We start from the raw sequence: 13,514 nt of genomic DNA on the forward strand, positions 1-13,514 counted from the left end.
TTTCGTTCCGGCTTGGCTAGGGTAAGCCGATGGCCGCCCTTCGCCTGCCCGCGCTGCATGCCACCCATGCCGGCATCTGGATCGCCGATGCGTCCGGCGACGTGCGCGAGGCGACGCGCGGCGAGGCCATTGCCCGGGCCGCGGAAACGCCGCACATCATCCTCAACGCGCCGCTGGTCGGGCAACGGCTGGGCTATGCCGAACTGTCGGGGCTCGACCTGCTCGAGCTGTTCGCCTTCCTCCATCCCGCGCGCTTCGCGGTGCCGACGCCGGCGGGGATGAGCCGCGCGGCCGGGCTTGCCGCGCCGGCCAGCGAAGCCGAGGCGGCGGCGCGGTTGCAGGCGATCGCCGGCACGCTGCTGGCGACGCTGGGCGACCCGGACTGGCGCGAGCGCGAGGGCGCGTGGACGACCAACATGAGCCTGCAGCGGCTGGGATGGGGCTGGGCGCCGCTGGTCGGGCAGCGGCTGGCGAAGCCGGAGCGCGGCGAGCGGATGCTGTTTTCGCGGCTGAAGCAATGGGAGGAAAGCGCCGACCCGGTGCCGCCGCTGGCCACCGCGGTCGACGCCGGCGAGGCCGAGCGCAAGCTGGCCGCGCTGACCGGCAACGGCGCGGAAACGCGCGCCGGGCAGCGGGCGATGGCGGCATCGGCGGCGGGCGTGTTCGCGCCGCGGCGATCGCGCGACGGGCCCAACATGCTGCTGGCCGAGGCGGGAACCGGAATCGGCAAGACCCTGGCCTATCTGGCGCCCGCGTCGGTGTGGGCGGAACGGTCGGGCGGGACGGTGTGGGTGTCGACCTTCACCAAGGCCCTGCAGCGCCAGCTGGACGCGGAGGGGCCGCGGCTGTTCGCCGATCCGGACGAGCGGGCGCGGCGGATCGTCATCCGCAAGGGGCGCGAGAATTACCTGTGCCTGCTCAACCTCGAGGACGCGATGCAGGGCGGTTTTTCCGGCCGGCCGGCGATCCTTGCGCAGCTGGTCGGGCGGTGGGCGGCCTATTCCAAGGACGGCGACATGGTCGGCGGCGACCTGCCCGGCTGGCTGCCCAGCCTGTTCCGCCGCGCCGGGTCGACCGCGCTGACCGACCGCCGCGGCGAGTGCGTCTATGGCGGCTGCCCGCATTACCGCAAATGCTTCATCGAGCGCGCCGAGCGGGCCGGGCGCGAGGCCGACCTGGTCATCGCCAACCACGCGCTGGTGATGATCAACGCCGCCCGGTCGCGCGAAACCGCGCCGCAGCAGATCGTGTTCGACGAGGGCCACCATCTGTTCGACGCCGCCGATTCGACGTTCGCGGTGGCGCTGAGCGGGCAGGAAGCGATCGAGATGCGGCGCTGGATCGTCGGGCCGGAGGGCAAGTCGCGCGGGCGGCGGCGCGGGCTGGCCGCGCGGCTGATGGACGTCGCCTCCTACGACGAGGAAGGCGGCCGCGCGCTGGAGGCGGCGATCGAGGCGTCGCGCGCGCTGCCGTCCGACGGCTGGCTGGCGCGGGTTGCCGAAGGCGCGCCGTTCGGGGCGATCGAGCAATTGCTCGGCGAGGTGCGCGGCACGGTCTACGCCCGGGCGAAGGCGCAGGACGCCGGCTACGGGCTGGAAACCGAACTGGCCGAACCGGACGGCGGGTTGGTCGACCGCGCGAACGGCGCGCTGGAAGCGATCGAGGGGCTGGCCAAGCCGCTGGCGACCCTGTCGCGGCGGCTGGAGGCGGTGCTGGCGGATGCGCCGGACTGGCTCGACACGCAGGCGCGGGCGCGGGTCGAAGGGGCGATCCACGGGCTCGGCTGGCGGCGCGAGACGCTGGCTGCATGGGGCGCGCTGCTGGCGCGGATCGGCGGGCCGGCCGACCCGGACTTCGTCGACTGGCTGGCGGTCGAGCGGGTTGACGGGCGCGAATATGACATTGCCATCAACCGCCGCTGGCTCGACCCGACCCGGCCGCTGTCGCAGGTGGTGCTGAAGCCGGCGCAGGGGGTGCTGGTGACGTCGGCCACGCTGCGCGGCGGCGACGAATGGGAAACGGCGGAGCAGCGCACCGGCGCCGCGCACCTCGACTGCGCGACCGATCGGTTCGAGGCGGAAAGCCCGTTCGATTATGCGGGCGCGTCGGAAGTGATCGTCGTCACCGACGTGAAGCAGGGCGACTTGGCGGCGCTGGCCGGGGCCTATGCCCGGCTGATCGAGGCGGCAGACGGCGGCACGCTGGGGCTGTTCACCGCGGTCCAGCGGCTGAAAGCGGTGCATGCGCGGATCGCCGACCGGCTGGCCCGCGCCGGGCTACCGCTGCTGGCCCAGCATGTCGACCCGATCGACCCGGGGACGCTGGTCGACATCTTCCGCGACGATCCGCACGCGTCGCTGCTGGGCACGGACGCGCTGCGCGACGGGGTCGACGTGCCGGGCCAGTCGCTGCGGCTGGTGGTGATGGAGCGGGTGCCGTGGCCGCGGCCGACCGTGCTGCACGCGGCGCGGCGGATGGTGTCCGGCGGAAGCGCCTATGACGACCGGGTGGTACGGGCGCGGCTGGCGCAGGCGTTCGGGCGGCTGATCCGGCGCGAGGGCGACCGGGGCGTGTTCGTCATCCTGTCGGCGGCGATGCCGTCGCGGCTGCTGAGCGCCTTTCCGCCGGGGGTGGAGGTGAACCGGGTGCCGCTGGACGAGGCGATCGCCCGGGTGCGGGCGCGCCTGGGCGGCGGCCTAGTCCTCGAGCGCGGCCGCGAGCCGGTCGCGCAACCGGACTAGGCGATCGACCGGAATGCCGGCGGCCGCCGGTGCGACGTCAACGGGCGCGGCGCTGGGCGCGCTGTCGGGCCGCGGCAAGGGCCGGGCGTCACCGTCAGGCGCGTCGGCGCCGTCGCGCTGGCGCAGCAGTTTCTGCACGCCGCGAACGGTATAGCCTTCTTCGTTGAGCAGCCGGTGGATGCGCACCGCCAGCTGGACGTCGTCCGGGCGGTAATAGCGGCGGTTGCCGGCGCGCTGCAGCGGCTTGAGCTGGGGAAACTTGGTCTCCCAATAGCGCAGGATATGCTGGGCGATGCCCAGCTGGGCGGACAGTTCGCCGATCGTCTTGAAGGCGCCCGGAGCCTTTTCGCCGGTCGCCATGGCAGGGCCTATCGAGCGATCCTGTCGCGCAGGATCTGGCTGGCGCGGAAGGTCATCACCCGGCGCGGGGCAATCGGCACTTCGATGCCGGTCTTCGGATTGCGACCGACGCGCTGCCCCTTGTCGCGGAGGATGAAGCTGCCGAAGCCGGAAATCTTGACGTTCTGCCCTTCGGACAGCGCGTGGCACATATGGTGCAGGACGCGTTCGACGAAATGGGCCGATTCGGCGCGGGACAGGCCAAGGTTGCGATGCACCACATCGGCCAGGTCCGCGCGAGTCAGCGTTCCATTCAGCGCCACGTCGCTAACCCTCGCAATTCCTAGATCGGCCATTGGTGTTCTCCCCCGAGTATCGGATGGCATAGTAACCGAATTGTCTTACGTCGGCAATTCGACTTTAGCAAAAATTTCCGTGCGATAATCAGTATTTGAGCGCTGCGGCGCCCCAAGTAAAGCCGCCGCCCATCGCTTCCAGCACGATCAGGTCGCCGCGCTTGATTCGCCCGTCGCGGACCGCGGTGTCCAGCGCCAGGGGCACGGACGCGGCGGAGGTGTTGGCGTGCTGGTCGACGGTGACGACCACTTTTTCCGCCGGCAGCCCCAATTTCCGCGACGTCGCGTCGAGAATCCGAGCGTTGGCCTGGTGCGGGACGACCCAGTCGACATCGGCAGGAGCGTAGCCCGCGGCCTCGAGCACTTCGGCGAGCACGTCGGCAAGGTTGATCACCGCGTGGCGGAAGACCTCGCGGCCCTTCATGCGCAGCTTGCCCACTGTGCCGGTGGTCGACGGACCGCCGTCGACATAGAGCATGTCGTTGTGCCGGCCGTCGGCGTGGAGCCGGGTGGCGAGGATGCCGCGCTCGCCGTCCTCGGCGCGCAGCAGCAGGGCGCCGGCGCCATCGCCGAACAGGACGCAGGTGCCGCGGTCTTCCCAGTCGAGGATGCGGCTGAAGGTTTCCGCGCCGATCACCAGCGCCGACCTGGCCGAGCCGGAACGGAGCATCGAATCGGCCACCGTCAGCGCGTAGAGGAAGCCGGTGCACACGGCGTGGACGTCGAAGGCGATGCAATCGTCGATGCCAAGCATCGCCTGCACCTTGGTCGCCGACGACGGAAAGGTCTGGTCCGGCGTCGCGGTGGCGAGCACGATCAAGTCGACTTCGGCGACGCTGGCCCCGGCCTGTTCGAGTGCCTTCAGCGCGGCGGCATGGGCGAGGGTCGCGGTGGTTTCGCCATCGCCGGCGATATGCCGGGCGCGAATGCCGGTCCGTTCCACGATCCACTGGTCCGACGTGTCGACGGTCTGCGCCAGTTCGTCATTGGTCACCCGGCGCTTGGGCAAGGCGGAGCCGGTGCCGGCGATGACCGAGCGGAGCGGCATTAGGCGGCCTCGTGATTGAAGGCGTGCGCCCGGAAATTGTCGAGGTCGTCGCCGATCTTGTTGGTGATGTCGTTGGCGACCATCTGGGCGGCGACGCGGATGGCGTTGGCGACGCCCTTCGGATTGGCCCCGCCGTGGCTTTTGACCACCAGCCCGTTGAGGCCGAGGAAGACCGCGCCATTGTGATTGTTGGGGTCGAGATGGACCTTGAGCAGCTCCAGCGCCGGCTTGGACAGCGCAAAGCCCGCCTTCGACCGGATCGAGCTTTTGAAGGCGCGGCGCAGCAGGTCGGTGACGAAGCGCGCGGTGCCTTCGGCGGTCTTGAGCGCGATGTTGCCCGAAAAGCCGTCGGTGACGACGACATCGACTTCGCCGCGCGACAGCTGGTCGCCCTCGATGAAGCCGTTGAACGCGAGCGGCAGGTAGTCCGCCTCGCGCAGCAGCGCGGCGGCTTCCTTGAGCTCGCCGGTGCCCTTCAATTCCTCGGTGCCGATATTGAGCAGGCGCACGCGCGGCTTGGCGATGCCGAGCACGGTGCGGGCATAAGCTGCGCCCATGACCGAGAATTGGACGAGGTTCTGGGCGTCGCACTCGGTATTGGCGCCAAGGTCGAGCATGACGAGATCGGTATCGCCAAGCGTCGGCAGCAAGGCGGCCAGCGCCGGTCGGTCGATGCCGGGCATGGTGCGCAGCGCGAGCTTCGACATTGCCATCAGCGCGCCGGTGTTGCCGCCGGACAGGGCCGCATTGGCCTTGCCGTCCTTCACCGCGTTGATCGCCATGCCCATCGACGTGGTGCGCGCGCGGCGGATCGCCTGGGTCGGCTTTTCCGAGGCGCCGATCGCTTCGCTGGTGTGGACGATGTCGACTGCCCGGGCGGCCTTGGGATGCTTGGCGAGCTCGGCCTCGATCAGATTTTCGTCGCCATAAACGATGAAATGCATCTTCGAATCGCGGCGGTGCGCGCGCGCCAGCCCGGCGATCATCGCCGCCGGACCGGTGTCTCCTCCCATGGCGTCAACCGCAATGCACGGTGCTGCGTCCATTCGTGCAGCCCCTGCCGGATCCGTCCGCTCAGGCCTCTTCCGAGGTGATCTCGCGGCCGTTGTAGTGACCGCAGGACTGGCACAGGTTGTGCGGCAGCTTCAGTTCGCCGCAGTTCGGGCATTCCTGGAACTGCTTGGGCGTCAGCGAATGGTGGCTGCGGCGCATGTTGCGCTTCGACGGCGAAGTTTTTCTCTTGGGGACAGCCATTGCGGCACCTGTTTGAAAGTGAAAAAAATTTGGCGACGCCCTGCGCCATTTCCCAGCGGATTCCCTCGAAAGGCAACCAGCGGCGGCGGTAGGATCGTCGCGAACCGCGGCTCCTATAGCGAAAGCGGGTCAGAGCGCAAGCCGGGTGGGCAAGGCGCGCGCGAGCCATTGTTCCCGTTCACAGGATGAATATGATATTGCAGCTGCTTCAGCGTGGACAAATGGACGCTCATCGGCGCCCCGACCGTCTGCTTCCCACTCAAAGCGGGCGTTAAACATGATCAGCTATGCTAAGTCACGCAAGAGAGGTGACTACATGCGAGGTGTTATCGTGTTTCGTTCAGCAATGTTCGCCAGCCTGGCGGCTATATCCTTGAAGGCATCCTGCTTTACCGGAAGAGCGCCGTAGTTCCCCGTTGCGACAACCGACACCCGCGGCAGACCGTCGTCCCTAAAGAAAAGCTCCAGCTCTAGCGTCGTAATGTGGTCACTTGAGTGGGTTTTGGTCTCATGCTGTTGGGGACCCGAAAGTCCGCCGATTAGAGCACCGACCGGCCCGGCCAGAGCCGCCCCCGCGCCTGCCCCAATCAGTTGCGAACCTCGACGAGTCCGTGACTGACCTGCGCTCACTGAAGTGCTACGGAGTGTAGGGGTCAGCGTAACTGCTCGCAATGCGTTGTATGGAAGACGACTTGCGGTGCCATCTGGGGTGCGCACAATGATTAAGTCTTCGTCGGAACTTAACCCCAACAAAGTTCCACCTGCGCCTACGATGGCATAGTCGCACTGAAGTTCTTTTCTCGCCGCCTCGATCTCAGCAAGGACGTCGCTCGGACGATCGAGGGCTGGGATGCTGCGACTGGCGAGCCACCATAAGGCGCCCGCGCCGACAAGACTTACAAAGATGACCGTCGAGAAGAAGAAGCTCATTTATTGCTCCACGGGACGAATTTCGAGCTCCAGCGTCACGCGCTGCTCACCTATGTGTAGCATAAGCATTTGAGACAATCAGATTAAGGGCGCGCTGCCAGCGCATCACGCGCTCAAAGCGAACGTCCGCCACCCTCCCAAAGCAGGAATCGGGCGCCCGGTCCCGCATCGCCGGCCGGCGGGTTCATTCAGCTTCGGTCCCAACGATCACAGACACCCGCGTCCACGGAACGAAGGCAAATCCGTGCGCTCTCGTCGAGGGACGGTAGGGAGGGACCGGCAAGCGCCCCCCCCGCCCGGAGCGGGTAGCGCAAGACGCGATCGATCAGACGGTGCTGACGGTCCCGCCGTCGATGACGAATTCGGCGCCGTGGATCGCGGCGGCGCGGTCGGCGGCGAGATAGGCGATGAGATCGGCCACTTCCCCGGGCTCGGCGCCGCGCCCGATCGAAATTCCGCCCAGCGCATCGAGCACGGACTGGCGGGCGCCCTCGATCGTGCCGCCATTGGCCGCCTGCAGCTTGCCGAGAAAGTCGCCCGTGGCCTCCGTCATGATCCAGCCGGGCGAGACGGCGTTGACCCGCACGCCCTTTGGCCCGAGCTCCTTCGAGATCGACTTGCTGTAGGTGCGCAAGGCCGCCTTGGCAGCGGCGTAGGCGGTGGTGGATTCGGGCAGCGGCAGGACGGCCTGGATCGAGGTGACGTGCACCACGGCGCCCCCGCCGCGCGCGATCATCTGCGGGATCAGCAGCCGGTCGAGCCGGACGGTCGCCAGCAGATTGAGGTTGAGCTCGGCGAGCCAATGGTCGTCGGTCAGCGCGGCAAAGCCGCCGGCGGGCGAGGCCGAGCCACCGACGACATGGGCGAGGATGTCGATCCCGCCGAGCCGATCGAGCGCCGCGCTGGCGAGCGCTTCGCCGCCGTCCGCGGTGGTCAGGTCCGCCCGGACATAGTCCACGCCGGCAATCGGGTCCGCGATCGCGCGAGCGGCGGTTATGACCCGGGCTCCTCCGGCCAGGAATCGCTCGACCGTGGCGCGGCCCAGGCCCTTGGTACCGCCGCTGACGAGCACACGCTTGCCGGCGAACTCGGCCGGATCCACCGCGACGCTCATACCGACGTCTCCAGCGTCTTGATGGCGCCGTGCAGAAGCTCGAAGCGGTAGGTGAAGCGCAGCGGGCTGCCCGGGAAATCGCCATGGGCGGGCCCTTCGACCACGATCGCACCACCGTCGTCGCGGACGGCATCGGGCGTGAAGATCGCCCGGACCGGGATCACCTCTTCCTCGAACAGCCGGCGGATCGCGGCGCGACTCTCGAAACGCTTGCCGTTGTCGATGAAAACGGCGTCGGCCAAGAAGACACTCAACATGCCGTCGATGTCGAGGCGGGCGTTGGCCGCGACGTAGTCGGCGATCGGCTTGGGCAGGTGCATGGTTCATCTCCTCAACGGTGAGGAGCTTCATTTAGCGGTGGACATTCCCCCTGATAATCAGGACAAATTGGCACGAGGTGTTACGGAATCCGGGATAATGAGTCGTCACTCGCTGATTGAGCTGGAAGCGGTCCTGGCCATCGTCCGTTGCGGCTCGTTTCGCGCGGCGGCGCTCGATCTCGGCATGTCGACCACCGCCGTCAGCAATGCCGTGGGCAAGCTCGAGCGCGACCTTGCCGTGCGCCTGTTCAACCGCACCACGCGCAGCGTTTCGCTGACCTACGCCGGGCGGATTTTCGTCGGGCAGATCAGGCCTGCGCTCGAGGACATCCACAAGGCGATGAACACAGCGCGTTCGCAGCAGGAGACGCCGTCCGGCACCTTGCGCATCAACGCCTTCGCAACGGCGGCGCGCGAGATCATGGCGCCGCTCGTCCTGACCTACCTGCAGCGCTATCCGCAGGTGCACATCGACCTGGTGACCGAGGGGCGGCTGGTCGACGTGGTGGCTGCGGGCTTCGACCTGGGGGTGCGCAGCGCGGACCTGGTCCCAAGCGATGCGATCGCCATCCCGCTGGGAAAGGCGCGCCGCATGGCGGTTGCCGTATCGCCCGACTTTTTCAACGACAGGCCGATTCCCCAGACTCCACAGGCGGTGCTCGAACATCCCTGCCTGCGCGTCCGGCTGCCCAACGGCGCGCTGTTCCGATGGCGCTTCGAGAAGGAGGGCGAGGAGGTGCAGATCGACGTCGACGGTCCGATCACCCTCGACGAAGCGTCGCTGGCCCGGATCGCGGCGACCAACGGCGTGGGGATCGGATATTTCATGGAATCCGACGTGCGCGAAGACATTGCGGCCGGCCGGTTGGTGCGCATCCTCGACGACTGGACGCCGCCGCTTGCGCCGCTGTGCCTGTACTATTCCAATCGCCGCAATTCTTCGGCCGCCTTCCAGGCCTTTATCGCGCTGGCCCGCGACTTCGCCGCCGGAGGGCTGGCGCAGGCGTAGCGCTGCGGCGGCGCTACCGGTCGGTCCTGGGGAGCGGGTCGCCGAGCAGGTAGCGGGGTCCCGCGCCCCCGCGGGCGGCGCGATCGCCGGGGTTGTACAGGGCGCAACGCTCCATCGAGAGGCACCCGCAGCCGATGCATCCGTCAAGCAGGTCGCGGGTCCGTTCGATCTGGGCGATCTTCACGTTCAGCCGCTCGCGGATGCGCGCGCTGATCTTCTGCCAGTCCGCGCTGGTCGGCGGGCGGCCATGCGGCAGGAGCGACAGTTCGGCCTCAATCTCGGCGAGGGTCAGTCCAAGCTGCTGCGCGATCACCGCGAACGACAAGCGCCTGATCTCGGCCCGTTCGAACCGGCGCTGATTGCCCCCGGTGCGAAAGGAGCTGACCAGCCCGCGGTCCTCGTAGAAGCGGATGGCCGACACCGAGAGCCCGGTACGCCGCGCGACGTCGCCGATGGTGAGAGCACGCTTTTCCAAGATCATCCCCAGTACGGCAGATTATAGCTTTACCTCAAGTTAGGTTGAAGTTGTACCGCCCGTAAGGAGGGCGCGAATCCCGCGTTCCGAAAAGGAGACATGGATTGGCCCAGCCCCGTATCGAGCATGTGAACATCACCGTCAGCAATCCCGGCCGCGCCGCCGACCTGATGCGGCGGCTATTCGGCTGGCGCATCCGCTGGGAAGGGCCCGCTCGCGACAATGGCCGGACGATCCACGTCGGCACCGACGACAGCTACATCGCGCTTTATGCGCCGCCCGGCGCGGGGCCCGATTACGGGTTCAGCCAAGGCCAGCCGCTCAACCATATCGGGGTCGAGGTCGAAGACCTGGCCGCGGTGGAGGCGCTGGTTCTCGCCGAAGGGTTCGAGCCGCGCTTCCAGGGAGTCTACCAGCCGGGACCGGCGCACTTCTATTTCACCGACCACGACGACATCGAATATGAAGTCGTCAGCTATGCCGGTCGCGCCTGACCGTGGCGCGCACAGGCTCACCGGTTCGCATGCCGGCCGCGCGGCTGCGGCGGCACGCGCCGTCGCGGAGGTCGCGTTGACCGATCACGCCGCGCGCCCGGAAATCACGGTGAAGGGCATTTCCTGGGTCGGCATCGGCACCGGGTCATTCGACGAAACCGTCGCCTTCTTCACCAAGGTCCTCGGTCTCGAAGTGGCGCTGATCCAGGACCCGGTGGCGATGCTTCACGCCGGGCCTGGGGCCGTGGTCGAAATCTTCGGGCCCGGCAGCAGCCGCGGCAGGCCGCTCAATTCCCCGCCGTCCGTGGCTTTCGAAGTCGAGGACGTATCGGCGGCGCGGGATGCGCTGGTGGCCGCGGGGGTCGAGCTGATCGGCGAGATCGGGACCTGGAACGGCTTCGAGTGGCTCTACTTCCGCGGGCCCGAGGACTACATATTCTCGGTCAAGACGACCCCGGAGGCAGGCTGGGAGCGATCCTAGCCGCGCGACCACGACCGCGGATGTCTAATAGGTCAGGCGGACGCCAGTGCTCGGTCGCCGACCAGCGGGTTGGTGCGGCGTTCGTGGCCGAAGGTGGACATCGGGCCGTGGCCGGGGACGAAGGCGGTGTCCTCGCCCATCGGCCAGAGCTTCTGAACGATCGAATCCACCAGTTGCTGGTGATTGCCCATGGGAAAGTCCCAGCGGCCGATCGAGCCCTTGAAGAGGACGTCGCCGACGATCGCCAGCTTCGATTCCGGGTGGTGGAAAACGATGTGCCCGGGCGTGTGGCCGGGGCAATGGCGCACCCCCAGCGTGAGGTCGCCGACGGTGACGGTGTCGCCGTCCTCCAGCCAGCGGTCGGGTTCGAACGGGATGCCGCGAACGCCCCAGCGCTTGCCGTCGTCGTCGAGGCGCGAAATCCAGAAGCGGTCTTCTTCCTGCGGGCCTTCGATCCGTACGCCCAATTCCTTGGCCAGAACGCCCGCTTCGCCAGCATGGTCGATATGGCCGTGGGTCAGCAGGATCTTTTCGACCGCGACCCCGTGCTGGGCGGCGACGGCCTTCAGCTTGTCGAGGTCGCCGCCGGGATCGACGAAGGCGCCCTTCATCGTCCGAGTACACCACAACAGGGTGCAATTCTGCTGCAGCGGGGTGACCGGCGTGATCGCGGCCTTCAGCGGCGGTTCGCTCACTTGGGCTGTCCGGGCACGGCCATCGACGGCGGTTCGGCGGCCATGGCCGCGCTGACCCGTTCCGCGCCGCGCATCGCGCGCAGGATGTTGCCGCCGGCGAGCTTGGCCAGGTTCGCATCGCTCCAGCCGCGGCGGATCAGTTCGGCGAACAGCAGGGGATAGCCGGCAACGCTGTTCAACCCGGGCGGCGCCAGATCGTAGGGGATGCCGTCGAGGTCGCCGCCAAGGCCGACATGATCGTACCCGGCAACGCGCGCGATATGGTCGAGATGGTCGGCGACGAGGCCGACGTCGGCGGCCGGGACCGGGTGGGCGGAGTCCCATTGCCTGAGCGCCGCGGCGCTGCGGTCGGGCTGGCCGACGAACAGGGATTTGACGCGCGCTTCCTCGGCGGCGCGGGCGGCGCTCCACAGCCGATAGGGCTCCGACAGGTAGCCGGTGTAGAAATTGACCATCACCACCCCGCCCCGGTCGCGCAACAGGGCGAGCACGTCGTCGGGGACGTTGCGCGGATGGTCCTCGATGGCGCGGGCGTTGCTGTGGGTGAAGACGACCGGCGCGCGGCTTTCGGCGATGGCGGCCTTCATCGCATCGGGCGACACGTGCGACAGGTCGACGAGCATGCCGAGGCGGTTCATTTCATGGACCACGGCCCGGCCGAAGTCGTTGAGCCCGCCCCACTTGGGATCGTCGGTGGCGCTGTCGGCCAGGTCGTTGGTCGCGAAGTGGGTCAGCGTCAGGGAGCGCGCGCCAAGGCGATGGAACTGGCGCAGCGCGGCCATCGACCCGCCCATCTGGTGCCCGCCTTCGACCCCGATCAGCGAGGCGACCCGGCCGCGGCGGTGGATGCGCTCGATATCGTCGGCGGTGAACGCCAGTTCGAGGTCGCCCGGATAGGCTTTGACCAGCCGGGTGACGACGTCGATCTGTTCCAGCGTCTGGCGGATGGCCTCGTCGCCCTGGACCCCGGCGTCGATATAGACCGACCAGAATTGTCCGCCGACGCGGCCGTCGCGCAGCCGGGCCATGTCGGTCATCAGCGGCTTGGCCCGCTCCGCGCCGCCGCTGGCGAGGTTCGCGACGCTCATGCCGTGGCTTTCGCGGATCTGTTCGGGCAGGTCGTTATGCCCGTCGATCAGCGGCGTGCGCTTCAGGATGCGGTCGATCCGCGCCATCACTTTGGGATCGATGGGCTGGGCGGACGCCGTAGTGGCGGTGACGGCGAGCGCGGCCGCTGCCGCGGCAAGGACGAGTCTTCTCATGACCGCGCAGCCTAGTGCGCCCGCGCGAACGTGCAATGCGGCTTGCCTGCGCGGCGCGGGCCAGCAATGGTGCGGGCAATGACCGAACCCAAGCGGCGTGACCTTGAAGAAGTGATGGCGTTCGATCCCGAAGAGGGGATCGCCGACCTCGACCAGCATCTCAACCGGCTTCGCGAACAAGCGGAAGCCTGCGGCTTCGACTTCGACCGCCATGCCGCGCGCAACGAGTTGCAGGCGGCGACCTTTGGACGGCGCAAGGCGGGGAAGGCGCGGCTGGTGCTGTCGCCGACAGGCGCGATCGCGATCGAACTGACGGGCGCCTAGGCCGCGATCGGGAAGCGCAGCAGGCGCCCCGCGGCCGGGACCAGAGCGACCGCTTCCCCGGCGATGGCGCGGATGATTTCGGGGTGCCACACGTCGAGCCCGCCGGTCAGCGCGCCGAACGCGGGCAGGATCAGCTTGCGGTCCGACGCGACGAAACAGCGGCGCGCGACCCGCTTGCCGTTGACCGAAAGCCGCAGCTTGGGATGGAAATGGCCGGACATTTCCGGCCGTGCCTCGTCAGCGCGCGCCTCGTGGCGCAGCAGGATGCCGCCGACCAGCGCTTCCTCGACGATGGCCCCGCCGCAATGGTCGGCGAAGCCCGGATCGTGATTGCCGACGATCCACGTCCAGTCGAGCCGCTCGGTAAGCCCGATCAGCATCGCCCGCGAATCCGCCGGCAAGCGGTCGCAGCCGAAGCGGTCGTGAAAGCTGTCGCCCAGGCAATAGAGGCTGGTCGCGCCGGTGCGATCGACCTCTTCCGTCAGCGTTTCGAGCGTGGCCCGCGAATCGTAGGGCGGGAGAAGCTGCCCCAGCCGCGCGTACCAGCTGGCCTTTTCAAGGTGCAGGTCGGCGACCAGCAGCGTCCGCCGGGCGGGCCAGTACAGCGCGCCGGACGGGGCAGCGGAGAACGTTTCGCCTGCGAACGAAAGGGGAACCATAGGCCCCCGTTAC

The 13,514-nt window shown here is 68.2% G+C and carries 17 protein-coding genes; 5 read left to right on the forward strand and 12 right to left on the reverse strand.

All coding sequences use genetic code 11. The annotated features are described in order from the left end of the window. The first annotated feature begins 29 nt into the window (after positions 1–29). Entirely contained in the window at positions 30–2,741 is a 2,712-nt protein-coding gene (locus H8M03_RS09645) for an ATP-dependent DNA helicase (RefSeq protein ID WP_187479232.1), read from the forward strand. Here H8M03_RS09645 and H8M03_RS09650 read toward each other — a convergent pair. The 8 genes from H8M03_RS09650 to H8M03_RS09685 form a co-directional block, all read right to left on the reverse strand. Beyond that, positions 2,697–3,101, reverse strand: a complete 405-nt coding sequence (locus H8M03_RS09650) for a MerR family transcriptional regulator (protein ID WP_187479233.1) — start codon at positions 3,099–3,101, stop codon at positions 2,697–2,699. The genes H8M03_RS09645 and H8M03_RS09650 overlap by 45 nt on opposite strands. Positions 3,102–3,109: 8 nt before the next feature. Next, on the reverse strand, positions 3,110–3,436 hold the full coding sequence (locus tag H8M03_RS09655; RefSeq protein ID WP_246448839.1) for an integration host factor subunit alpha: 327 nt from the start codon (positions 3,434–3,436) through the stop codon (positions 3,110–3,112). Between the two features lie 88 nt (positions 3,437–3,524). After that, positions 3,525–4,484, reverse strand: a complete 960-nt coding sequence (locus H8M03_RS09660; protein WP_187479234.1) for a beta-ketoacyl-ACP synthase III — start codon at positions 4,482–4,484, stop codon at positions 3,525–3,527. After that, positions 4,484–5,530, reverse strand: coding sequence for a phosphate acyltransferase PlsX (plsX, locus tag H8M03_RS09665; RefSeq protein ID WP_187479235.1), 1,047 nt, complete (start codon positions 5,528–5,530; stop codon positions 4,484–4,486). Before plsX ends, H8M03_RS09660 begins: the two co-directional genes overlap by 1 nt. A 28-nt stretch (positions 5,531–5,558) precedes the next feature. Then, a complete protein-coding gene (rpmF, locus tag H8M03_RS09670; RefSeq protein WP_187479236.1) occupies positions 5,559–5,738 on the reverse strand; it encodes a 50S ribosomal protein L32 in 180 nt (59 codons plus the stop codon). Between the two features lie 312 nt (positions 5,739–6,050). Continuing rightward, complete coding sequence (locus H8M03_RS09675) at positions 6,051–6,668, reverse strand: hypothetical protein (protein ID WP_187479237.1); 618 nt, start codon at positions 6,666–6,668, stop codon at positions 6,051–6,053. Between the two features lie 325 nt (positions 6,669–6,993). After that, positions 6,994–7,782 (reverse strand): SDR family oxidoreductase, encoded by a 789-nt coding sequence (locus H8M03_RS09680; RefSeq protein ID WP_187479238.1) that lies wholly within the window; start codon positions 7,780–7,782, stop codon positions 6,994–6,996. After that, positions 7,779–8,102: a nuclear transport factor 2 family protein gene (locus H8M03_RS09685; RefSeq protein WP_187479239.1), complete on the reverse strand. Its 324-nt coding sequence runs from the start codon at positions 8,100–8,102 to the stop codon at positions 7,779–7,781. Before H8M03_RS09685 ends, H8M03_RS09680 begins: the two co-directional genes overlap by 4 nt. 97 nt (positions 8,103–8,199) lie before the next feature. Between H8M03_RS09685 and H8M03_RS09690 the strand changes: the two genes are divergently transcribed. Further along, complete coding sequence (locus tag H8M03_RS09690; RefSeq protein ID WP_187479240.1) at positions 8,200–9,111, forward strand: LysR family transcriptional regulator; 912 nt, start codon at positions 8,200–8,202, stop codon at positions 9,109–9,111. 13 nt (positions 9,112–9,124) lie between these two features. Here H8M03_RS09690 and soxR read toward each other — a convergent pair whose 3' ends face one another. After that, positions 9,125–9,586 (reverse strand): redox-sensitive transcriptional activator SoxR, encoded by a 462-nt coding sequence (soxR, locus tag H8M03_RS09695; RefSeq protein WP_246448841.1) that lies wholly within the window; start codon positions 9,584–9,586, stop codon positions 9,125–9,127. 104 nt (positions 9,587–9,690) lie between these two features. Here soxR and H8M03_RS09700 point away from each other — a divergent pair, with 104 nt between their 5' ends. Together H8M03_RS09700 and H8M03_RS09705 are read left to right on the forward strand one after the other, a co-directional pair. After that, on the forward strand, positions 9,691–10,080 hold the full coding sequence (locus H8M03_RS09700) for a VOC family protein (RefSeq protein ID WP_187479242.1): 390 nt from the start codon (positions 9,691–9,693) through the stop codon (positions 10,078–10,080). Next, positions 10,049–10,561 (forward strand): VOC family protein, encoded by a 513-nt coding sequence (locus tag H8M03_RS09705; protein WP_187479243.1) that lies wholly within the window; start codon positions 10,049–10,051, stop codon positions 10,559–10,561. The genes H8M03_RS09700 and H8M03_RS09705 overlap by 32 nt, the downstream gene beginning before the upstream one ends. Before the next feature lie 32 nt (positions 10,562–10,593). Here the strand turns inward: H8M03_RS09705 and H8M03_RS09710 are convergent, their stop codons facing one another. After that, positions 10,594–11,256 (reverse strand): MBL fold metallo-hydrolase, encoded by a 663-nt coding sequence (locus H8M03_RS09710; RefSeq protein WP_281399839.1) that lies wholly within the window; start codon positions 11,254–11,256, stop codon positions 10,594–10,596. Next, positions 11,253–12,518 carry a dipeptidase gene (locus H8M03_RS09715; RefSeq protein ID WP_187479244.1) on the reverse strand — a complete coding sequence of 422 codons (1,266 nt, stop codon included), beginning with the start codon at positions 12,516–12,518 and terminating at the stop codon, positions 11,253–11,255. The genes H8M03_RS09710 and H8M03_RS09715 overlap by 4 nt, the downstream gene beginning before the upstream one ends. A 78-nt stretch (positions 12,519–12,596) precedes the next feature. On the opposite strand from H8M03_RS09715, the gene H8M03_RS09720 reads away from it, so the two are divergent. Further along, positions 12,597–12,842, forward strand: a complete 246-nt coding sequence (locus H8M03_RS09720; protein WP_187479245.1) for an aminotransferase class IV — start codon at positions 12,597–12,599, stop codon at positions 12,840–12,842. Here the strand turns inward: H8M03_RS09720 and pdeM are convergent. After that, entirely contained in the window at positions 12,839–13,501 is a 663-nt protein-coding gene (gene pdeM / locus H8M03_RS09725; protein WP_187479246.1) for a ligase-associated DNA damage response endonuclease PdeM, read from the reverse strand. The genes H8M03_RS09720 and pdeM overlap by 4 nt on opposite strands. Positions 13,502–13,514 lie beyond the last annotated feature (13 nt).

The sequence above is a fragment of the Sphingomonas sabuli genome (genome assembly GCF_014352855.1).
Lineage (GTDB): Bacteria > Pseudomonadota > Alphaproteobacteria > Sphingomonadales > Sphingomonadaceae > Sphingomicrobium > Sphingomicrobium sabuli.

Bases quoted from the DNA above. Each gene is read 5' to 3' on its own strand.
- H8M03_RS09645 (WP_187479232.1), top strand. From the start codon at position 30: ATGGCCGCCCTTCGCCTGCCCGCGCTGCATGCCACCCATGCCGGCATC.
- H8M03_RS09650 (WP_187479233.1), bottom strand. From the start codon at position 3,101: ATGGCGACCGGCGAAAAGGCTCCGGGCGCCTTCAAGACGATCGGCGAA.
- H8M03_RS09655 (WP_246448839.1), bottom strand. From the start codon at position 3,436: ATGGCCGATCTAGGAATTGCGAGGGTTAGCGACGTGGCGCTGAATGGA.
- H8M03_RS09660 (WP_187479234.1), bottom strand. From the start codon at position 4,484: ATGCCGCTCCGCTCGGTCATCGCCGGCACCGGCTCCGCCTTGCCCAAG.
- plsX (WP_187479235.1), bottom strand. From the start codon at position 5,530: ATGGACGCAGCACCGTGCATTGCGGTTGACGCCATGGGAGGAGACACC.
- rpmF (WP_187479236.1), bottom strand. From the start codon at position 5,738: ATGGCTGTCCCCAAGAGAAAAACTTCGCCGTCGAAGCGCAACATGCGC.
- H8M03_RS09675 (WP_187479237.1), bottom strand. From the start codon at position 6,668: ATGAGCTTCTTCTTCTCGACGGTCATCTTTGTAAGTCTTGTCGGCGCG.
- H8M03_RS09680 (WP_187479238.1), bottom strand. From the start codon at position 7,782: ATGAGCGTCGCGGTGGATCCGGCCGAGTTCGCCGGCAAGCGTGTGCTC.
- H8M03_RS09685 (WP_187479239.1), bottom strand. From the start codon at position 8,102: ATGCACCTGCCCAAGCCGATCGCCGACTACGTCGCGGCCAACGCCCGC.
- H8M03_RS09690 (WP_187479240.1), top strand. From the start codon at position 8,200: ATGAGTCGTCACTCGCTGATTGAGCTGGAAGCGGTCCTGGCCATCGTC.
- H8M03_RS09705 (WP_187479243.1), top strand. From the start codon at position 10,049: ATGAAGTCGTCAGCTATGCCGGTCGCGCCTGACCGTGGCGCGCACAGG.
- H8M03_RS09715 (WP_187479244.1), bottom strand. From the start codon at position 12,518: ATGAGAAGACTCGTCCTTGCCGCGGCAGCGGCCGCGCTCGCCGTCACC.
- H8M03_RS09720 (WP_187479245.1), top strand. From the start codon at position 12,597: ATGACCGAACCCAAGCGGCGTGACCTTGAAGAAGTGATGGCGTTCGAT.
- pdeM (WP_187479246.1), bottom strand. From the start codon at position 13,501: ATGGTTCCCCTTTCGTTCGCAGGCGAAACGTTCTCCGCTGCCCCGTCC.